At 64.4% G+C, this 20,993-nt stretch carries 17 protein-coding genes; 7 read left to right on the plus strand and 10 right to left on the minus strand.

The features are described 5' to 3' along the window. Positions 1 to 39 precede the first annotated feature (39 nt). From ACK2VC_RS09085 to ACK2VC_RS09100, 4 genes are read left to right on the plus strand one after another with little or no spacing between them, the layout of a single operon-like run. On the plus strand, positions 40 to 909 hold the full coding sequence (locus tag ACK2VC_RS09085; protein ID WP_486730016.1) for a branched-chain amino acid ABC transporter permease: 870 nt from the start codon (positions 40 to 42) through the stop codon (positions 907 to 909). Further along, positions 906 to 1,853: a branched-chain amino acid ABC transporter permease gene (locus tag ACK2VC_RS09090; RefSeq protein WP_486730017.1), complete on the plus strand. Its 948-nt coding sequence runs from the start codon at positions 906 to 908 to the stop codon at positions 1,851 to 1,853. Before ACK2VC_RS09085 ends, ACK2VC_RS09090 begins: the two co-directional genes overlap by 4 nt. Then, complete coding sequence (locus tag ACK2VC_RS09095) at positions 1,850 to 2,599, plus strand: ABC transporter ATP-binding protein (protein ID WP_486730018.1); 750 nt, start codon at positions 1,850 to 1,852, stop codon at positions 2,597 to 2,599. The genes ACK2VC_RS09090 and ACK2VC_RS09095 overlap by 4 nt, the downstream gene beginning before the upstream one ends. Beyond that, positions 2,596 to 3,318, plus strand: a complete 723-nt coding sequence (locus tag ACK2VC_RS09100) for an ABC transporter ATP-binding protein (protein WP_486730019.1) — start codon at positions 2,596 to 2,598, stop codon at positions 3,316 to 3,318. The genes ACK2VC_RS09095 and ACK2VC_RS09100 overlap by 4 nt, the downstream gene beginning before the upstream one ends. Positions 3,319 to 3,433: 115 nt before the next feature. Here ACK2VC_RS09100 and ACK2VC_RS09105 read toward each other — a convergent pair whose 3' ends face one another. Next, positions 3,434 to 4,417 (minus strand): tyrosinase family protein, encoded by a 984-nt coding sequence (locus ACK2VC_RS09105; RefSeq protein ID WP_486730020.1) that lies wholly within the window; start codon positions 4,415 to 4,417, stop codon positions 3,434 to 3,436. A 134-nt stretch (positions 4,418 to 4,551) separates the two neighbouring features. On the opposite strand from ACK2VC_RS09105, the gene ACK2VC_RS09110 reads away from it, so the two are divergent. After that, the gene (locus ACK2VC_RS09110; protein WP_486730021.1) at positions 4,552 to 5,286 is read left to right on the plus strand and encodes an L-asparaginase; all 735 of its coding nucleotides are present in this window, start codon (positions 4,552 to 4,554) and stop codon (positions 5,284 to 5,286) included. A 63-nt stretch (positions 5,287 to 5,349) separates the two neighbouring features. Here ACK2VC_RS09110 and ACK2VC_RS09115 read toward each other — a convergent pair whose 3' ends face one another. The 7 genes from ACK2VC_RS09115 to ACK2VC_RS09145 form a co-directional block, all read right to left on the minus strand. Next, the gene (locus tag ACK2VC_RS09115; RefSeq protein ID WP_486730022.1) at positions 5,350 to 6,786 is read right to left on the minus strand and encodes an aldehyde dehydrogenase family protein; all 1,437 of its coding nucleotides are present in this window, start codon (positions 6,784 to 6,786) and stop codon (positions 5,350 to 5,352) included. A 25-nt stretch (positions 6,787 to 6,811) separates the two neighbouring features. After that, positions 6,812 to 9,136: a molybdopterin-dependent oxidoreductase gene (locus ACK2VC_RS09120; RefSeq protein WP_486730023.1), complete on the minus strand. Its 2,325-nt coding sequence runs from the start codon at positions 9,134 to 9,136 to the stop codon at positions 6,812 to 6,814. 5 nt (positions 9,137 to 9,141) lie between these two features. After that, entirely contained in the window at positions 9,142 to 10,419 is a 1,278-nt protein-coding gene (locus tag ACK2VC_RS09125) for a TRAP transporter large permease (protein ID WP_486730024.1), read from the minus strand. After that, on the minus strand, positions 10,416 to 10,916 hold the full coding sequence (locus ACK2VC_RS09130) for a TRAP transporter small permease (RefSeq protein ID WP_486730025.1): 501 nt from the start codon (positions 10,914 to 10,916) through the stop codon (positions 10,416 to 10,418). The genes ACK2VC_RS09125 and ACK2VC_RS09130 overlap by 4 nt, the downstream gene beginning before the upstream one ends. A 66-nt stretch (positions 10,917 to 10,982) precedes the next feature. Further along, on the minus strand, positions 10,983 to 11,963 hold the full coding sequence (locus tag ACK2VC_RS09135) for a TRAP transporter substrate-binding protein (RefSeq protein WP_486730026.1): 981 nt from the start codon (positions 11,961 to 11,963) through the stop codon (positions 10,983 to 10,985). A gap of 35 nt (positions 11,964 to 11,998) precedes the next feature. Next, positions 11,999 to 12,448, minus strand: a complete 450-nt coding sequence (locus ACK2VC_RS09140) for a cupin domain-containing protein (protein ID WP_486730027.1) — start codon at positions 12,446 to 12,448, stop codon at positions 11,999 to 12,001. A gap of 51 nt (positions 12,449 to 12,499) precedes the next feature. Beyond that, entirely contained in the window at positions 12,500 to 13,216 is a 717-nt protein-coding gene (locus tag ACK2VC_RS09145; RefSeq protein ID WP_486730028.1) for a FadR/GntR family transcriptional regulator, read from the minus strand. A gap of 127 nt (positions 13,217 to 13,343) precedes the next feature. On the opposite strand from ACK2VC_RS09145, the gene ACK2VC_RS09150 reads away from it, so the two are divergent. Continuing rightward, positions 13,344 to 14,462: a mandelate racemase/muconate lactonizing enzyme family protein gene (locus ACK2VC_RS09150; RefSeq protein WP_486730030.1), complete on the plus strand. Its 1,119-nt coding sequence runs from the start codon at positions 13,344 to 13,346 to the stop codon at positions 14,460 to 14,462. Between the two features lie 29 nt (positions 14,463 to 14,491). On the opposite strand, the gene ACK2VC_RS09155 is transcribed toward ACK2VC_RS09150, so the two are convergent. After that, positions 14,492 to 15,481, minus strand: a complete 990-nt coding sequence (locus ACK2VC_RS09155; RefSeq protein ID WP_486730031.1) for a D-2-hydroxyacid dehydrogenase family protein — start codon at positions 15,479 to 15,481, stop codon at positions 14,492 to 14,494. A 283-nt stretch (positions 15,482 to 15,764) separates the two neighbouring features. Between ACK2VC_RS09155 and ACK2VC_RS09160 the strand changes: the two genes are divergently transcribed. Further along, the gene (locus ACK2VC_RS09160; RefSeq protein WP_486730032.1) at positions 15,765 to 17,606 is read left to right on the plus strand and encodes a phosphoenolpyruvate carboxykinase (GTP); all 1,842 of its coding nucleotides are present in this window, start codon (positions 15,765 to 15,767) and stop codon (positions 17,604 to 17,606) included. A 120-nt stretch (positions 17,607 to 17,726) separates the two neighbouring features. Here ACK2VC_RS09160 and ACK2VC_RS09165 read toward each other — a convergent pair whose 3' ends face one another. Further along, positions 17,727 to 20,777: a bifunctional diguanylate cyclase/phosphodiesterase gene (locus ACK2VC_RS09165; RefSeq protein ID WP_486730033.1), complete on the minus strand. Its 3,051-nt coding sequence runs from the start codon at positions 20,775 to 20,777 to the stop codon at positions 17,727 to 17,729. Positions 20,778 to 20,993 lie beyond the last annotated feature (216 nt).

Genomic DNA, 20,993 nt, shown 5'->3' on the forward strand with positions numbered 1-20,993 from the left:
TAGTGCCGCATCGCAATAGCCAACCCACAAAGGAAGGGCGTGATGGAACTGGTTTTATTCAATACCTTCAATGGCCTGATCGTCGGCGCTTTCTATGCGCTGATGGCGCTCGGCCTGTCGCTCATCATCAACCTGACTTCGGTGATCAATTTCGCCCACGGCGGTTTTTTGGCGCTCGGTGCCTATATCGCCTACATGCTGATCCCGCATATCGGCTTCTGGGGCGCGCTGCTGGTGGCGCCGATCCTGACCGCACTGCTCGGCCTGGTGGTGGAGCGGGTGCTGATCCGCCACTGCTATGGCCGCGACCCGCTGTACAGCCTGCTGCTGACCTTCGGCCTGGCCTATGTGTTCGAGGACACCACCCGCTATATCTGGGGTGCGCAAAGCCTGCCGTTCCAGGTTCCCGGCTGGCTCATGACGCCGCTTTCCAGCGATTTGTTCTTCCTCACCGGCTACCGGCTGTTCATGGTCGGGCTGGTGGCGGCGGCGGTGGCCGGCCTGTTCTATGTGCTGAACCGCACCCGGCTCGGTATGCGCATCCGCGCCGGCACGCTCGACCTGGAAATGGTGTCGGTACTGGGCGTCAATGTGCGCGTGCTGCGCAACCTGAATTTCGGACTCGGCATCTATCTGGCCGGACTGGCGGGCGTGCTGGCCGCCGGCCTGCTGGGCTTGCAGCCGACCATCGGCGACTCGCTGATCATGCCCAGCTTCGTCGCCATCATCGTCGGCGGCATCGGCAGCCTGACCGGCACCCTGCTGGGCGGGCTTCTGATCGGCGTCGTAGCCGGCGTCACCACGGTGTTCTTTCCATCGGCGTCGGAGGCGATCATTTACGTGATGATGGCGCTGGTGCTGCTGATACGGCCACGCGGCCTGCTCGGCGAAGAGGGGATGAAGCTATGAGCCGCGCCAGCAAAGGCCTGAGGCTGGCCATGCTATGGCTGGTGCTGTTGACGATGCCGTACTGGATGGCGGCAGTCGGCGGCTATACCGAGCTGGCGACGCGCGTACTGGTGCTCGGGCTGGCGGCGATGTCGGTGAATTTCCTGCTCGGCTTCACCGGCGTGCTGTCGTTCGGCCATGCCGCCTATTTCGGCCTGGGCGCCTATGGCGTCGGCATGACGCTGAAGTACCTGGTGCCCAGTACGCCGCTCGGGATTCTGGTCGGGCTCGGCGTCGGCACGCTGGCCGGGGCCGTGATCGGGGCGCTGATCGTCAAGCTGCGCGGGATTTATTTTGCGATGGTGACGATCGCCTTCGGCCAGGTGTTTTACTTCATCGCCTTCCGCTGGAGTTCGGTGACCGGCGGTGACGACGGCCTGACCGGCTGGAGCCGACTGCCGCTCGACTTCGGCCTGGCACAGATCGACATTCTCGGCAACGACAAGGCGTATTACTACCTGGTGCTGCTGATCTTCGCGGTCGCCACCGGCGCCATGGCGCTGCTGCTGCGCTCGCCGTTCGGCCGCACGCTGCTGGCGATCCGCGAAAACGAGCAGCGCGCGCGCTTTCTCGGGATTCCGATCGAGCGCCACATCTGGCTCGCGTTCGTCATCTCCTGCTTCTTCGCCAGCCTGGCCGGCACGCTGTACGCGCTCCTGGCCAACTTCACCGACCCGCGCGCGCTGCACTGGACGCTATCCGGCAACTTCGTGATCATGGCGGTGCTGGGCGGCATGCGCTCGTTCTGGGGGCCGCTGGTCGGCGCCGCGATCTTCGTCGTGCTGCAGGACTATGTCTCCAGCCACACGCAGAACTGGATGTTCTTCATCGGCGTCTTCTTCATGCTGGTGGTGCTGTTTTTCCCACGCGGGGTGCTGGGCCTGATCCGGAGAAAATTATCATGAGCCTGCTGCAAGTGGAAAACGTCTCACAGCATTTCGGCAGCCTGATCGCGGTCAACAAGGTTTCGCTGACAGTCGAGCCGGGCGAACTGCGCGCGGTGATCGGGCCCAACGGCGCCGGCAAGACCACCTTCTTCAACATGATCAGCGGCTTCTTCCGGCCCAGCGCCGGCCGCATCCTGTTCGACAACTACGACATCACGACGCTGCCGCCGCACCAGCGGGTGGCGCTCGGCATGGCGCGCACCTTCCAGATCACCGAGATTTTTCCGGAACTGACGGTGCGCGAAAACCTGCGCATCCCGGTCGAGCTGGCGCGCGGCCTGCGCCTGAAGCTGTGGCAATCGAAGGCGCTGGCGGCGCGCATCGACGAACAGGTGGCCGACCTGATCGATCTCGGCGGCCTCTCCGCGCACGCCGACCGCCTGGTCGGCGAGCTGTCGCACGGCGACCAGCGCGCCACCGAAATCATGATGACGCTGGCGCTGCGCCCGCGCCTGTTGCTGCTGGACGAACCGACCGCCGGCATGGGCCATCAGGAGACCTACCATACCGCGCGCCTGATCCGCCGCCTGCACAAGCTGCAGAACCTGACCATCGTGCTGATCGAGCACGACATGCGGGTGATCTTCAACCTGGCCGACCGCATCACCGTGCTGGCCGAAGGTTCGGTGCTGGAAGAAGGCACGCCGGAGCAGATCGCCGCCAGCGAACGAGTGCAGGGAGCTTACCTGGGGAAAGCAGCATGAGCACGCTTGAAGTGGCCGGCATCCACACCTATTACGGCAAGAGCCACATCCTGAAGGGAATCGACCTGACGGTCGAGCCGGGCGAACTGGTGACGCTGCTGGGCCGCAACGGCGCCGGCAAATCGACCACGCTGCGCAGCATCGTCGGCCTGACGCCGGCGCGCGAAGGCAGCATCCGCATCTTCGGCGCCGATACCACGCATGCGCCGCCGTACCGCATCGCCGGGTTGGGCGTCGGCTTCGTGCCGGAAGGGCGGCGCATCTTCGCCAACCTGACGGTCGACGAAAACCTCAAGGTGCCGGTCGAACGCCCCGGAGCGTGGACCATCCAGCGCATCTACCAACTGTTTCCGCGCCTGGCCGAACGCAAGGGCAACAAGGGCCGACAACTTTCCGGCGGCGAACAGGAAATGCTGGCGATCGCGCGCACCCTGCTGCTGAACCCGAAGCTGCTGCTGCTGGACGAGCCGTCGCAGGGCCTGGCGCCGCTGATCGTGCAGGAAGTGTTCAAGGTGATCGTCGCCACCCGCAACGAGGGCACGTCAGTGCTCCTGATCGAGCAGAACGTGCGGGCGGCGGTCGAGATCGCCGACCGCGCCTACGTGCTGGACGATGGCCACATCGTGTATTCGGGTTCGGCGGCCGAGTTCGGCCGCGACGAGGAGCGGGTGCGGGCGCTGGCCGGGGCCAGTGCGGAGAAGTGGGAAGACATGGAGTAGGCCGGCTCGGGAAACCCGAGTTATTCTCATACTCCTCAGTACAAAGCCAATTATCGCAATAAAACAGGCGATATTTTCAACATACTCCGTAAATCTGATCGGCGGTGTGCGGCGGCTAGCGGTAGCTGACCCCCGAATGCCGCTCCAGGTCGAAGGTCTGCGGCGGCGTCAGATCGCCAAACTGGAACAGCTTTTCCCGGTCGTTGTGCGGCCCTTCGGTCGGGTAGCTGCTGTCGCCATAGCGCGCCTGCCACAGCGCCCACAGGCGGTCGATATTCGCGTGATGCAGGAAGAAGGCGGGGTCGTTGGGCGAGGAGCCGGTCTGCATCTGGCCGCCGACCCAGACGTGCACCGCGTTGTGCATCGCCGAGCGCCGCACCGGACCTTCCCACCAGAAACCCTCCAGATAATTGCGCATACTGCGGCGAATGTCGGCGGTGGTATCGTACGGCGCGACATCATAGGCGCGCACCGCCTCCAGCAGGCCGGCAACGTCGGCCGCAGTCGGCAAGTCCACTCCGCGGTTCTGGTTGAAGCGGCGCTGCAGGCCGGCCTTGAACAGCGGGGTGTCGGGATCGACCTCGCCGTCGAATTCGTCGTCGGTCGCGTCATAGTTGTCGGCCATCGCCCAGTTGCCCTTGCGAAACGGCCCGCTGGTAACGAACCAGTCTTGCGTCGGGTCGCCATTGCCGCCCAGAAAGTCGTCGCTGAAGATCGCCGCCACGCTGCCGGGCTCAGTCCAGTCCCAGTAGGGCAGCGTGAGGTGCGGGTTGCCGCTGGCGCGCCGCATTTCCGCCTCGAAGCGGCGCAGCAGTTCGCGATGCCAGGGCAAGAAGCCGGGCGCCATGTGGGCGCCGGAATGGTCTTCAAAGGCACGCACGTGCAGATCGACGAAGTAATCGTAGGCATTCAGCTTGGGCTCGAACTGCGATGGCAGCGTTTTCATGCGCAGCAGGGCAGCGACGAATTCGGCGCGCTCGGCGCCGCTGAGCTGGGTGGCGTTCTTGCGCTGCGGCAACGGATCGCCGCCGCCGCAACTGGCGAGCAGCATGCTGAAAACCAGTACCGACAGAACGGCAAGCAGGCGGGGAAACGGCATCGACGGAGCTCCATTGTTGCAATCGGGAAAGGACGCAGTATAAGGGGCGCGCCCGGCCGTGGCTATGCGACAAAAGCTGCGGCAAGCCGCGCCGATCCCGTAAAATCAGCGTTCACCCGTTCCGCTTTTCGACCATGCAAGCGATCGCTCCCGGCACCATCATCTTTCACCGCTATCGCGGCTACGGCGTGATCGTGTCGGTCAATCTGCTGACCGGCTGGATCGCGGCCCGCTTCGGCAGCGAACTGCGCACGCTCGACCTCAACCTGTCGTCGGACGAGGTGCAGCACGCCGATGGCGAACCGATCCGCTTCCGGCGCGCGCCGCCGGACCGCATGCCGCATGCACGGCTGATGGGCATGGTGCGCGAACTGCATCGGGCCGGATACCAGCGGCTGTACCTGTATAGCTGGCCAAAGCCGTCCGGACTGCACTGGCGCTGGCAACTGTTCACCGGCCGGCGCAACTGGCTGGAACGGCCGTGGCGCGAAGGCTGGTACGGCTCCGGCGCCGATTACAACTTCAACCCGGTACTCGGCTGGGGCGAGGCGCCGGGCGCTTCGGCGGCCGAGATGGCGAGCGCGCTGGCGCGCTTCGACCCGCAGGGCTTGGCGCAGGCGCTGGGGCGCGACGAGAACCACGCCGAGTGGTTCGAGGCGGTATGCGCGGCCTTGCTGCCGGACTATGCGTACAGCCTGAGCTGGGAGCATGGCGCGCAGATCCCGGCGACACTGCCGGTGATTCCGGTGCGGCGCAACGTGCCGGAATACGCCGGTGCGCCGCTGCCCTGGCCGCCGGGCTGGAGCGGGCTATGGAGCCGTGGCGCAGCGGCCCTGGCCGCGCTGCGCACCGGGATGCCCACGCCCTAGCGCCTGGGTTGTGTATGCATGCGGCCGCAGGCACGCGGCAAGCTTGCGGCCGCGATCGGATGCTCAGGCCAGAACGTAGGCGGTCTTGACCGTGGTGTAGAACTCGGCTGCATAGCGGCCTTGCTCGCGCGGTCCGTAGCTGGAACCCTTGCGGCCGCCAAACGGCACGTGATAATCGACGCCGGCAGTCGGCGCATTGACCATCACCATGCCCGCCTGCGCCTGCCGCTTGAAGTGGGTCGCATACTTCAAGGAGGTGGTGCAGATGCCGCTGGCCAGGCCGAATTCGGTATCGTTGGCCACCGCCAGCGCCTCTTCGTAGCTGCCGACCCGGATCATGCTCGCCACCGGCCCGAAGACTTCCTCGCGGTTGATGCGCATCTCGTTGCCGGTCTCGGCAAACAGCGCCGGCGTCAGGAAGAAGCCTGGCGTCGCCGCCTGCACCAGCTCGCCGCCCCAGGCCAGCGTGGCGCCTTCGTTCCTGGCGATCTCGATGTAGCGCAAATCCTGGTCGAGCTGGGACTGATCCACCACCGGCCCGATGTCGATGCCGGCGCCGCGCGCATCGCCCACCTTCAGCGCGCGCATGCGCTCGACCATCGCCGCCAGAAAGCGGTCATGGATGCCGGCCTGGACGATCAGGCGGCTGGAGGCGGTGCAACGCTGCCCGGTCGAGAAGAACGAGCCCTGGATCGCGCAGTTGACGGCGGTATCGAGGTCGGCATCATCCAGCACCACCAGCGGATTCTTGCCGCCCATTTCCAGCTGGAACTTGGCGTTGCGGGCGACGCAGGCGGCGGCCACGCGCGCGCCGGTAGTGGTCGACCCGGTAAAGCTGATGGCGTCCACCTCGCGATGGTTCAGCATGATCTCGCCCACCACCCGGCCGCGCCCCATCACCAGGTTGAACACGCCGGCCGGCAAACCGGCGCGGCTGATGATCTCGGCCAGCGCCCAGGCGCTGCCCGGCACCAGATCGGCCGGCTTGAACACCACGCAATTGCCATACGCCAGCGCCGGCGCGATCTTCCAGGCCGGGATCGCGATCGGGAAATTCCACGGCGCGATGATGCCGATCACGCCCAGCGGTTCGCGCGTGACTTCGATCTCGATCCCCGGCCGCACCGAGGGCTGCTTGTCGCCCACCACGCGCAGCGCTTCGCCGGCAAAGAACTTGAAGATTTGTCCGGCGCGCGCCACTTCGCCCACCGCCTCCGGCAGGGTTTTCCCTTCCTCGCGCGCCAGCAGATCGCCCAACTCGGCCTTGCGGCTCAGAATTTCCGAACCGATCTTGTCGAGCGCATCGGAGCGCACCTGCGGCGACGCCAGCGACCAGCCGGCAAACGCCGCGCGCGCGGCGTCGATTGCCTGGCGCATCTGCGTTGCATCGGCATGCGCGTACTCGCCGATGACATCGTTGGTGTCGGAAGGGTTGACGTTGGGCGCCCACTCGGCGCTCTCGGCCCACTCGCCGGCGATGAAATTGCGATGTTGCTTCATGTGATTGATCCTTATGCGGTTGGGATTACGTTGCCGGTGCGGCAGCTTGTCTGGAAACGATGGCGGGCGGCTGGTGCGCCCGGATCGGCGGCAGTTCGCCGGTATAGCGCTCGACCCGCACCAGCGTGCTGTGATGGGCGGGAGCTTGCGACAGTGCGGAGGTGGCCAGATTCGGCGTCAGGACGTTCGGGTTGCCATGCACTTCGAGCGAATCCGGCACGCCCGGCTCCAGCGGGTCGTACCAGGCGCCGGTGGCGAGCTGCGCCACACCCGGCAGCAGCGCGTCGTCCACCACCAGCGCCGCCAGGCAGGCGCCGCGCGCGTTGTAGACGCGCACGATGTCGCCCGCCGCCAAGCCGCGTTGCCGGGCGTCCGCCGGATGCAGGCGGAGCGGTTCCCGTCCCTGATGCTTGGATGCGCGGCTGGCGCCGAACGGGTCGAGCTGGGCATGCAGGCGCGTGGCCGGCTGGTTCGAGATCAGGTGCAGTTCGTCGGGCGCGGCATTGCCGAGCCACTCGCGCGGTTCCAGCCAGGCCGGATGGGCCGGCATATCCGGGTAATCGAAATCGGCAATGGTCTGCGACCACAGCTCGATGCGTCCCGACGGCGTGGCGAGCGGATGGCTCCCGGCGGCGGCGCGAAATTCGGCGAACAGGTCGTATTGCTCGCGCGCGCCCGGCATCGGCAGCACCTCGGTCGCCCAGAATTGGTCGAAATCGGGCAGCGCATGGCCGCCGCGCGCACAGCGCTCGGCGAATTGCCGATACAGCCGCCGCAGCCAGCCCATTTCATCCAGTCCGAGCGAAAACTCCGCTTCGACGCCCAGGCGCTGCGCCAGGCCGAGGAAGATCTCGAAGTCGCCGCGCGCGTCGCCGACCGGATCGATCTGGCGCTTCATCGCCATCAAATGGTTATCGCTGCTGGAGGCGCCAAGGTCATTGCGCTCCAGCGCGGTGGTGGCCGGAAACACGATGTCGGCACGGCGCGCGGTGGCAGTCCAGAAAATCTCGTTAACGATGATGGTTTCCGGTTGGGCGAAGGCGCGCACCAGCCGGTTCAGATCCTGGTGGTGATGAAAGGGATTGCCGCCGGCCCAGTACACCAGTTCGATCTCCGGGTATTCGATGGTGCCGCCGTTAAACGGCACCGTCTTGCCCGGCTCCAGCAGCATGTCGGCCACGCGCGCCACCGGGATGCGCAGGCCGACCGGGTTCTCGCCTTCTTCCATGCGCGGCGCGCCGAACGGGCTGCGCGGCTCGCCGCGGTTGCCGATCGAGCCGTAGCCAAAGCAGACGCCGCCGCCCGGCAGGCCGACCTGGCCCAGCATGGCGGCCAGCGCGATCATCATCCAGTACGGCTGCTCGCCATGCTCGGCGCGCTGCAGCGACCAGCTGCCGGTCAAGAGGCTGCGATGCTGCGCCATCTGCTGCGCCATCTCGTGAATCATCGCAACCGGAATGCCGGTGATTTCCGCTGCCCAGTGCGGCGTCTTGGGGACGCTGGCGTCCTGGCCCAGAATATGGTCGCGCAGCCGCTCATAGCCCACCGTGTGGCTGCCGACGAAGGCCTGGTCCACCCAGGCTTCGCTGATCAGGATGTGCGCAATGCCCAGCATCAGCGCGGTATCGGTGCCGGGACGGATCGGCACCCAGGTGGCGTCGAGAAAGGCCGGCGCGTCATCCCGGATCGGCGAAATCGAATACGCGCGAAATCCCGGCTTGCGGGCTACTGCCTGCATGCGCTCCGCGGTTTCGTGCGTCAGCACGCCGCCGGCATTGACCTGGGCATTGCGCAGGTTGACGCCGCCGAAATAGAACATGCGCTCGGTATGCGCGGCGATGCTGGGCCAGGTGGTGCTGGTGCCGCCGAAGACACAATCGTTGCTGCCAACCACGTGCGGACAGATGGTCTGGGCCGCCGCGTAGGAATAGGTCTGCACGTGCTGCACACTGCCGCCGACGCAATTCAGCAGGCGATGCAGCAGCGAAGGGGCGTGATGAAAGCGCCCGGCCGAGGCCCAGCCGTAGGAGCCGGCGTAGATCGCGCGATTGCCGCGGCGGCTGATGGTGCCGCGAATCGCCTGCGCCGCCAGCTCGAGTGCCTCGCTCCAACTGACGGCGACATAGCCGTCCACCCCGCGCCGCAGCCGATGATCGGCGCCCGCTACCCGCTCCAGCCACGAGGCGCGCACCAGCGGCTGGCGAATGCGCAGTTCCGAATACAGGCTCTCGTGAGTGCCGGCGAGCAGGGCGGAAGGATGACGATCCGTCTCGAACGGCGCCAAGCCCTGCACCCGGCCAGCCTCGACGCGGGGGCGCACCGCGCCCCAGTGAAATACCGATAGGCTCATCGCTGTCAGTTCCCGGCACTCAAGCCAGGCAGCCACAAGGAAATCTCGGGGACGTAGGTCACCAGTGCCAGCACCACCAGCAAGGCGCCGATGAACGGCAGCACTGGCCGAATCAGCCGCTGCATCGGCTCCTTGCTGACCGAGCTGGCCACCATCAGGCAAATCCCGACCGGCGGCGTCAGCATGCCGATCGCCAGGTTGAACACCATGATCACGCCGAAATGCACCGGGTCGATGCCGAGCTCCTTCACCACCGGGAAAAAGATCGAGACGAAGATGATCATCGCCGAACCGGTATCCAGCACGCAGCCGACAAACAACAGCAGGATGTTGATCATCAGCAGGACCACCCAGCGCTCATGGCTGATGGACAGCACGGCTTCGGCAATCTGTTGCGGGATCAGCTCGCGCGTCAGTATCCAGGAATAGACCGAGGCCAGGGCGATCAGCAGCATCACGGTGCTGGAGTTCACCGCGGTCTGTCCGAACAGCTTGGCGGCGTCGCGCGGCTTCAGCGAGCGCAGGCCGACGCAGCCGAGGAACAGCGCATACGCGACCGCGACCACCGCCGCCTCGGTGGCTGTCACCAGTCCGAAGAAGATGCCGCCGAGAATGATGGCCGGCAGCGCCAGCACCGGCAAGGCGCGCCATACCGTTTGCAGCAGCGGCTGCCGCACGCTGGATTTCGCTTCGAGATTGGCTTCCTTCTGGAAATGCACGACGAGCATCAACGCCAGTCCTGCCAGCAAGCCGGGAATTGCGCCCGCCATCAGCAACTGGCTGATCGAGGTCGAGGCCAACACCCCATAGAACACCAGCGGAATGCTGGGCGGAATCAGCACCGCGGTAATCGAGGCGGCTGCGACCAGCGCCGCACTATAGGGGCGTGGATAGTTATGGCGTTCCATCTCGGGAATCATCACCGCACCGACCGCCGCACTATCGGCCGCCGCCGCCCCGGACATGCCGCCAAACAACATCGAAGTCAGCACCGTCACTTTGGGCATGCCGGCCCGAAAGCGGCCCACTCCGGCCATCGCGAAATCGATCAGACGGCGCGAGATTCCGGCATGCTCCATGATGGCGCCAGCCAGCATGAAGGCCGGGATCGCGGTCAGCGTGAATTGGTCCAGCGAGGTGTAAATGCGTTGCGCCGCCGCCACCAGCGGCACGTCGACGATCGCCATATAGATCGCGGCCGTGGCAGCCAGCGATAGCGCAATCGGCGCGCCGATGAATAACAGCGCGACGGGAATGACAATCAGCAGAAATTGCAGATTCATTGATACTCTCCTGGCGTGCGATCGGTATCGTGTCGGATGCCGCAGATAATGTTGATCAAACGCCCAAGCGAGGCCAGCGCCAGCAATCCCATGCTGAGTGGCAACAGCGCATAGATGTACAGCATCGAAATCCCGATGGTGAGGGACTCCTGGAATTCGTTTTCCACCATCAGTTCCCAGCCGAAGCAGGCCAGCATGGCGGCAGTACCGAGCACCACCAGTTCGGCGGCGATCGCCAGCGGGCCCTGGAAGCGTGCCGGAAGAACGTGCTCCAGCAGGTCGAAGCGGATGTGTTTGGCTTCATGGTGCGCCACGGCGGCGCCCACCAAAGCGGCGGCGGTCATCATGATGCGGGCAAATTCCTCGCCCCAGATCAAGCCATCGGCGAATGCGTAGCGCAGGATCACCTGCAGCAGGATCACGCCCAGCATCAGCATCAGCGCGAAGCCGGTGGCCGCCTGCAAGGCTTGCGCGAATCGGTTTACAAATGTGCGCACCAAGTACTCCTCATGGTCGGTAGGAAGATGAGCGTCGGGGCGGCCTGCGGCCACCCCGACGGCCAATTACTTGGTTTCCACGATCTTGCGCAACAATTCGGGATCGGTCTTGTCGGCAAAGCTGGCACGGATCGACTCCGCCGCAGCCGCAAAACTGGCGGTATCCGGCGTGCTCACCTGCACCCCATGCTTGCGCAGCAGTTCCAGGCCATCCTTGTCCTGGCTGGCCAATTGGCTGCGTTCAAACGCGGCCGCTTCCTTGGCGGCGCGCTGCAGGGCTTCCTGCTGCGGTTTGCTCAGGCTATTGAAACGCTTGAGCGACATCAGCACCGGCACCCCGGAATACACGTGGCCCGTCAGGCTGGTGTATTTCTGCACTTCATAGAAGCGGCCGCTGACGATCGCGCCGATCGGGTTTTCCTGGCCATCGACCACCTTTTTTTCCAGCGCCGGATACAGCTCGCCAAAGGCCATTGGCTGCGGTACCGCACCCAGTTTCTTGAAGTAGGCGATATGGATCGGGTTTTCCATCGTGCGTACTTTCAAGCCTTTCATATCCGAGGCGGACTTGATTTCATGCGCGGAGTTGGTGACGTTGCGAAAGCCGTTTTCAAACCAGGCCAGCCCCTTCAGGCCCTTCGGCTCCAGTGCCGCGAACAACTGCGCGCCGATCTCGCCATCCAGCACCTTGTGCGCGTGCTGCACGTCGCGAAACACGAAGGGCATGTCGAGCACACCGAACCGCTTTTCAAACCCCATCACCGGCGCGGTCGAGGTCAGCAGCATGTCGACCGTACCCAGGCGCGCGCCTTCAATCAGATCGCGTTCGTTGCCGATCTGGCTGGCGGGAAAGACGTCGATCACCAATTCGCCGTTCGAGTATTGCTTGGCGAGCTCGGCCAGCTTCAAGGCGCCGGTGTGGAACGGATGGGAAGGCTGAGAAACGTGGCCCAGCTTCAGGCGTACTTCGGCGTGCGCGCTGGCGAGCGCCGACAGGGCGAGCGCGGCTACCGCGCCGCCCAGGATTTTTTTCAGGGTAATGGTCATGCTTGTCTCCTTGAGCATACGAAATGAAACTTCAATCAGGCGTTTTGGGTATTACCCTCAAACACTTCATAAGGAGAGGCGGTCGGCCAGGTCGGCAACAGCGGCACCAACATCACGCCACCCACCACCACCAGACGCAAGGCTTCGCTGCCGACGCTGCGCACGCGGTGGGTCCGGTTCGGCCGTTGCAGGGAACAACCGCCGGCGACCAATGCGTGCGATTTCATGACACCTTGTTCATCTTCAATCTCCAGCACGCCTTCGCCGCCCAGGACGTAATACACTTCTTCGCAGTTGTGGCGATGCAGAGGCGACGCGTGGCCGGGTTCGATTTCGACCACGCCCATGCACAGGGTCTGGGCGTCCAGGCCGGTTTCCGGATACACCAGTTTCAGGTCGCGCACGCCGCCGTGCTGTTGTTGCATGGGCGCGCCATCCAGAATCTGCTCCGGGCGCAAGGCGGTACGTTGTTCGGGTTTAGACAAGGGTCGTCCTTTCTCTCAGTAAAAGGTAAGTCAGGTGGGAAAAATGGCGATTCAGGATCGCGTTGGTTTGGCTTCTGGCGCACCGCCGCGCAAGGCGTAGCTGCGCGCGTCTTCCAAGTGGTGCTGCATGGCTTGCGAGGCGGCAACCGGGTCGCCGCGGCGAATCGCGTCGACCACCTTCTGGTGGCCGTCGGCAGCGACGATCACGCCTTCCGGAGTACTCAGGGTCACTTCGCGCTCGCCGCCTATCGCATGCAGGGTGTGGTCGATCAATTGCACTACCACCGAATTGCCGGTCAGCTTGGCCAGGATGCTGTGAAACAGCTCGTCGGCCTGGATGGTTTTTTCGACGTCATCGCTGCCGCGCATGAGGTCGACCGCTTGCTGCAAGGCCTCAATGCCGACTGGATCGGCTCGGCGCGCGGCCAGCTCGGCGATCCCGGGCTCCAGCAGCGAGCGCACTTCCAGCAACTTGACAATGTGGTTGTCATGATTGGACAACCAGTCGCTCAGCGCCTGCTGCTGCATCTCGGCGCGCGAGCGCACATAGGTGCCGCTGCCGTGGCGCGCCTCGATGTAGCCGGCCCGCACCAGTTCGCGCTGCGCTTCGCGCAAGACAGTGCGCGAAACGCCGAACTGTACGCACATCTCGCGCTCGCTCGGCAGTCGCTCCTCAGCCTGGTAGCGCCCCTCATCAATCGCCCGCCGCAATTGCTGCGCCACTTGCGCCGATAGCGTTTGCCTGGTCGGTGTTTCACTGCTGGACATGTGCGCCTCGCAAAGTGGTATGATGATTAGAGGTCATACCAGTTACTCTAGCATGCGTTTTCCCGGATTGCAAAACTATTTGCAGCGGGGACGCAATCATTCATCACCCATCCAGCGAGATTACAACTTGAAAATCAGCCAAGTACGCTTTCATCTGTGCCGGCAGGCACTGCAGCGCCCGATTCCCTTGTCGTGCGGCATCCTGAGTCACCGCAACTTCGGTTTAATTGAAATCGAGACCGATGCCGGCATTACCGGCTGGGGCGAAACCTCTATCAATTTCCCGCCGTGGGCTGCGCACGAGCGCAAGGCCACGATCGAGCAGGGCCTGGCACCACTGTTGATCGGGCGCGATCCGCTGGAAATCGATCGCCTCGGTCGGGACATGCACCAAGCCACGCGCGGCTTCACCCGCATGTGGGCGCAGGGCGCGCTGGTCCAGGCCATTTCGGGCATTGACCTGGCGCTATGGGATATCGCCGGCAAGGAATATGGGGTGCCGGTGTGGAAGCTGCTGGGCGGCAACTATCGCAACGAAGTGGAACTCTATGCGACCGGAATGCGCACCGACGACATCGCCGCCGGTGCACTGGAAGCGGTCGCGGCCGGCTACCGCACGATCAAGGTACGTACCGGCTTCGATGACGCCAGAGACATCGAAAACGTGCAGCGGGTACGGGACGCGATCGGGCCGGAAGTCGGCCTGATGATCGATGCCAATCAGGCGTACGATCTGCCGCGTGCACGGCGTGTGCTGCGCCAGTTGGCGGCAGTCCAGCCGTACTGGGTGGAGGAGCCGGTGTTGACCGACGATCTCGTTGCCTGGCGGCAGTTGCGCGCCGAATTTCCGGAAACTCCGCTGGCATGGGGCGAGAACGCCTTCTCGCTGCAGGACTATGCAGCAATGGGGCAGCCGATGCTGGTCGACTACGTCATGCCTGACCCCTGCCGCAGCGGCGGCCTGTCGCAATCGGTGCGGATGGCGCGTCATGCCTACGATCAGGGCATTCCCATTTCGCCGCACCATTATGGGTCGGATATCGGCTTCGCGGCCTGCCTGCACCTGGTCGCGTCGCAGCCGAACTTCTCCCTGATGCTGCGCGACGTGGCCGACGTTTCGCTGCGCGACAACATCATCGCCGCGCCGTTCCAGATTCGCGCAGGCAAGGTGGCGGTTCCACAAACGCCGGGCATGGGCTTCGACATCAATCACACCTTGCTGGAACAAACCCGGGTCAAGCTCTAATAGCCGGCCAATGCAACTCCGAGGCGCGGCTAACGGTGCAGCGCCTCGGGGTTCAGGATGTTACTGGGCAGACCCTTGGCGAAATTCACCAAATTCTGAAACGCGGCGCCAAAGTAGAGTTCGTAGCCATCCTGCTCGACATAACCGAGGTGCGGCGTCGCCACCACATTCTCCATCTGCAACAGCGGCGCCTCAGGCGCCAGCGGCTCGCTCTCGAACACGTCGAGCGCGGCATAGCCGGGCCGGCCGTGGCGCAACGCGGCTTCCAGCACGCCGGGCGCGACCAGTTCGGCGCGGCTGGTGTTGACCAGCAACGCACTGGGCTTCATGCGCGCCAGATCGGCCGCATCGACAATGCCGCGTGTATTGTCATTTAACCGGAGATGCAGGGATATGACATCGGATTCCGCAAAGAAAGCCTCTTTCGAGTCTGCCGCGCGATGACCATCGCGCACCGCCGCCTCGCGGCTGGGGCCACGCCCCCAGATCAGCACCTGCATACCGAACGCCTTGCCATAGCCAGCCACCAAGCGCCCGATCTTGCCGTAGCCCCAGATGCCGAGCGTCCTGCCCGTCAGCGCGGTGCCGAGCCGGTTGTGCTCGGGTACGGCCGACACGGTCTGCCACGCACCCGCCTTCAGGTTGGCGATGTATTGCGGCAGATGGCGGCGCGCGGCCATGATCAGAGCCCAGGTCAGCTCGGCCGGCGCAGTCGGGTCGCCCACTCCCTCGGCGATCGCGATGCCGCGGGCGGTGGCGGCGGCAACATCGATATGGCCGCTAACCTTGCCGGTTTGCGAGATCAACCTCAGGTTCGGCAATTTTTCCAACAGCGCCCGGGAAAACGCGGTGCGCTCGCGGGTCAGCACCAGCGCCTCGAATGCTGCCAGGCGCAGCGCCAATTGGCCGGTACCGCGTGCGCCGGTGGTAAACACCTTGACCTCATGGCCGTCCAGCAGCCGGAAGCAGTCGAGGTGGCGGACCTGGTCTTGATAGTCGTCAAGTATGGCTATTTTCACGATGCTACTTTCGAGAAGAGCGGTTGTCGGGCGGGGCTGGGCTGAAACCATCGGCGGGTGTAAAATCCCGGCTTTCGCAGCATGGTCCGGACGCCTGCGCATCACAATTGCCTGGCCCGAATTCGCTGCGCGGAACACACTTTCGCGCACCAATCATATCCGACAGAATCGCTGTCCCGCTTGCCCCGCATCCATATCTGCCGGAGCGGCCGCTGGAGATCCCGGCAACGACGCTGCCGTGTCGCTACAAGATTTTTCCATTCAGGTCATTGGAGGTTTCATCGTGAATCAACCCGTTATGAGCGGCATTTCCGCCATCAACCCGCCGCCCTACGTCAAGCAGCAGAAGCTGATCAACTGGGTTGCCGAAATCGCCGCGCTCACCAAGCCGGCGCGCATCGTCTGGTGCGACGGCTCGCAAGAGGAATACGACCGCCTGTGCGCCGAAATGGTGACCGCTGGCACGATGAAAAAGCTGAACCCGGCCAAGCGCCCGAACAGCTATCTGGCCTGCTCCGACCCAAGCGACGTCGCCCGCGTGGAAGATCGCACCTTCATCTGCAGCGCCAGCCAGAACGATGCCGGCCCCACCAACAACTGGATGGCGCCGGCCGAAATGCGTGCCACGCTGCAACCGCTGTTTGACGGCTGCATGCGCGGCCGCACGATGTACGTGGTGCCGTTCTCGATGGGTCCGCTGGGTTCGCCGATCGCGCATATCGGCGTCGAGCTGTCGGATTCGCCGTATGTCGCGGCCAGCATGCGTATCATGACCCGCATGGGGCGCGCCGTGTATGACGTGCTGGGCAGCGACGGCGAATTCGTGCCCTGCGTGCATAGCGTCGGCGCGCCGCTACAGGCGGGGCAGCAAGACGTCCCCTGGCCATGCAACGCCACCAAGTACATCGTGCATTACCCGGAGACGCGCGAAATCTGGTCCTACGGCTCGGGCTACGGCGGCAACGCATTGCTCGGCAAGAAATGCCTGGCGCTGCGCATCGCCTCCACCATGGGCCGCGACCACGGCTGGCTGGCCGAGCACATGCTGATCTTGGGCGTCGAAAATCCGCAGGGACAGAAACATTACGTGGCGGCCGCCTTTCCGTCCGCCTGCGGCAAGACCAACTTCGCGATGCTGATCCCGCCCCAGGCCTTCGAAGGCTGGAAAGTCACCACCATCGGCGACGACATCGCCTGGATCAAACCGGGCAAGGATGGCCGCCTGTACGCGATCAATCCGGAAGCCGGCTACTTTGGCGTCGCCCCTGGCACCAACCAGCACACCAACCACAACTGCATGGCCTCGCTGGCCGAGAACACGATTTTCACCAACGTCGCATTGACCGACGACGGCGACGTCTGGTGGGAAGGCATGACCAAGGAATTGCCGGCACACCTGATCGACTGGCAAGGTCAGGACTGGACACCGGAAAGCGGGCGCAAGGCAGCGCATCCGAACGCCCGGTTTACCGTTGCCGCCACGCAAAATCCGGTGATCGACCCGGCCTGGGACGATCCGGCCGGGGTGCCGATCTCGGCTTTCATCTTCGGCGGCCGCCGCTCGACCACGGTGCCACTGGTAACCGAGGCGCACGACTGGATCGAAGGTGTGTACATGGCCGCCACCATGGGTTCGGAAACCACCGCCGCCGCCGCCGGCCAGCAAGGCGTGGTGCGGCGCGATCCGTTCGCGATGCTGCCGTTCATCGGCTACAACATGAGCGACTATTTCCAGCACTGGCTCGACATGGGCCAGAAGATTGCCGCCACCGGTGCCGCGCTGCCGAAGATCTACTGCGTCAACTGGTTCCGCACGGACGCCAATGGCAAATTCGTCTGGCCCGGCTTCGGCGACAACATGCGGGTGCTGAAATGGATGCTGGACCGGCTCGAAGGCAGCGCCGGCGGGGTTGAAAACGTGTTCGGCATCAGCCCGCAGTTTGGCGACCTGAACTGGGATGGCCTGGATTTTTCGCCCGCGCAGTTCGAGCAAATCACCTCGATCGACAAGACGGCATGGCAAGCCGAATTGAAGCTGCACAGCGAATTGTTCGACAAGCTGGAGTACCACTTGCCGCAGGAACTGGCGGCCACCAAGGAACGGCTGACACAGCGCCTGGCATAGCGCGCCGGTCACCCGGGCATGAGGCGCGGCAGGGCAACCTGACCGCGCTTTTTCGATGACCGATTCGCCTGGCACTACCACCCTGGCAAATCGGCCGGCGGCCTCATTGCCCCGACCACATCACCCGCATTCCGCCCGGCTGCGCTCCAGCCAGGCCTCGAATTCGGCGGCCGGCAAAGGCCGGGAAAACAGGTAGCCCTGGCCGTAATCGCAGCCGGCGGCCGCCAGCAACTGGCGTTGCGCGCCGCTCTCCACCCCTTCCGCAATCACCTGCAGGCCCAGCGCATGGGCCATGGCGATGATCGCGTTACACAGCACCAGATCATCCGGGCCGGTGGCGAGGTTGCGCACGAACGACTGATCAATCTTGATGTAGTCGATCTCGAATTTCTTCAGAGAGCCCAGCGATGAATAGCCGGTGCCGAAATCGTCGAGCGCGATCTGGATCCCGGCGGCGCGCACCGCAGCCAGCTTGTTGGTCACGGCGGCGCCGGCATCCAGCAGCAACCCTTCGGTGATTTCGATGGTCACGCCGTGCCCCGGAAGATCGAGCTCGCGCAAACAGCCGATCCAGTTCTGGTGCGTGTCTCCCTGCTCGTGAAACTGGGCCGGCGAGACGTTCACGCTGACCTGGAACAAAGGGTCATACCCGTCCCGCAGGCGTCGTACCTGGCGCGCGGCCTGATGGAATATCCAGTTACCGATGTCGCGGATCACGCCGGTCTGTTCCGCGATCGGGATGAAATCGGCCGGGCTGATCAGGCCGCGCTCCGGATGATGCCAGCGAATCAGCGCTTCGGCCTTGCGTACGGCACCGCTCGCCAACTCCACGATTGGCTGATACACCACGTGCAACTGGTTGCCGACCAGGGCGCCGCGCAAATCAGTAGTCAGCCGCATGCGCGCCTGCGCGGCCTCCTGCATCGACGGCATGAAAAAATGCGCGCGGGCACGGCCTTGGTCTTTCGCGGCATACATCGCCTGCTCGGCGTTCTTCAGCAAGGCCTCGACCGTGCGCCCGTCCTCCGGGTAAAGCGTGATGCCGACACTGGCCGAGATGAAGACCGTTTCCGATTCCAGCCGGAACGGTGCGCCCAGCGTTTCCACGATCTGGTCGGCGATGCGCGTAGCCTGCGCGCCCCCGTTCGATTCATCGACGATCACGGCAAACTCATCGCCGCCCAGGCGCGCCGCCCCCTCCGGATCGTGGGCGCAGCCGCGCAAGCGCTGTCCGACCTGCTGCAGCAGCAGGTCGCCGGCTGCGTGCCCGAGCGCGTCGTTGACTTCCTTGAACCGGTCCAGGTCAAGGAACAGTAACGCCATCGAAGCGCCGGTGCGCTGGGCGCGGCGAATTTCCTGCTCCAGGCGCTCCTGGAACATGCGGCGATTGAGCAGGCCGGTCAGCGGATCGCAATTGGCCTGTTGCCAGATCAGCTGTTCGTATTCCTTCTTTTTGGCCAGGTCGGAAAACAGCGCGACCCGCCGATACACCTCGCCCTTTTCCTTGAAGATGGTGCTGATGCTGATCCACTCGGCGTACACGTCGCCGTTCTTGCGGCGGTTCCAGATCTCGCCCTGCCAGCGACCGGTAGCCAGGATCGCCTGCCACATCGTTTCGTAATACGCGCGATCGTGATGGCCGGCGTTGAGGATGCCCGGCTTCTTGCCGACCACATCCTCGGCCGTATAGCCGGTCAGGTCGGTGAAAGCCTGATTGATAGTGATGATGGTGTTTTCGGCGTCGGTAACCAGCATGCCCTCGCTGCTGTTCTCGTACACCAGGAATGCCAAGTGCATCGCTTCCTCGGCATGCTTGCGCTCGGTGATGTCGGCGTGGGTGCCGATCATGCGCAGCGGCCGGCCGCGGGCGTCGCGGCTGATCGCCTTGCCCTGGCTGGAGATCCACTTCCAGCTACCGTCCTTGCAGCGTAACCGGTATTCGTAGACATAGGCGTCGGTCCGGCCGGCGGCATAGTCGGCGTGGGCCGCCAGCACCGCCGGTTTGTCGTCGGGGTGCAGGCTGCGCTCCCAATCCTCGATCCGGTTGCCGAATTCCTGCTCGGCATAACCCAGCATTTCCTTCCAGCGCCTGGAATAAAAAACCTCTCCGGTCTCGTTATTCCAATCCCACACGCCTTCGCTGGCCCCTTCCAGCGCATATTTCCAGCGCAGCTCGCTCTGCTCCAACGCCGCCCGCGCCCTCGCGCGCTGCCGCAAGCCGGCCAGCAATGCATAGCCGGTCAAGGCCAGCAATATCGAAATACCGGCGCCGGCCAGAAGGTAAATCGGCCGTTGCCGCTGATAAGGAGCAAGCAACTCATCCGTGCTGCGGGCAATGCCCGCCACCAGGCCATAGTCGGTCAGCAGGTGCGCGGCATGGTAGCGCTCGATGCCGTCAGTGCTGGAAATAGACTGGAAAGAACCTTGTTCCGTGGTGCCGGCAGGCCAGTCGGGTAGCCCTTGCCCCGGTCGATCCGATGCGCCAGGCGTGCCGGGCGAGCGCAACAATAGTTCGCCGCTGGCGCGCAGCAACGCCAGCGAGGAGCCAGGCCCAAGATCGGCCGCCTGCGAAAAGCGGGTGAAGTATTCCGGCACCGCTGCCAGCACGATGACGCCGGCGAAGCGGCCGCGCACATCGGTCAACCGCCGGCTGAACGGTATCGACCAGCGTTGCGAAACCTGACTGACCAGCGGCTTGCCGATGAACAGATGGTCGCCGCCGGCCTCGCGCTGCTTCAGGAAGTGTTCGCGGCTGCTCAAGTCGATTGGCGCCGTCAGCCGCGCGGTGCTAGTGAAGATCAGCATACCGCGGGAATCGGTGACGCCGACCTCGAACCCGACATGCTTGTCGAGCAAGACCTGACGGGCCCGTACCCTGGCGGCGAAATCCTGCGCATCGCCGCTCCAGCTCTCGCGCAAGTCGAGCAGCGCCAGATCCACCGTATGCAGTGCGAAACGGGTTTCCTCGGCGAACAGGCGGCTCAGATTTTCGGTTTCCTTGTGGCCATCGGCGAGGCTTTGGTCATGCAGGCGTTGCAGGCCAAAGGCGATGGCGAACCATAGCAAGGGCAGCGCGCAACCGAGGAAAATCGCCAGCTGGCCGGCCAGAGGCAATGCGAGCGCGGCAAACCTTGGTTTCCGCGGCAGCAGAATGGAGAGTGGCTTGAACATTCTTTCGGTCGCGCACCGCAAGCGAGGGGTAATTCAGGCGCCGGCGGCAGTGCCAGCACCGGGAGGGAAGCGCCAACGGGCTGGCGATGGGTTGCTCTTACCTGTTGAAAAATCGGGCCAGTGTATCCTGAATCCGCAAGCTGCAGAAAAGGCGCACCGCCATCCAGTCGGTGCGCCCCGGACAAGGCCCGATATGAACGCCGCCGTCAGGCCGGA

Source organism: Herbaspirillum sp. WTB6, assembly GCF_057457785.1.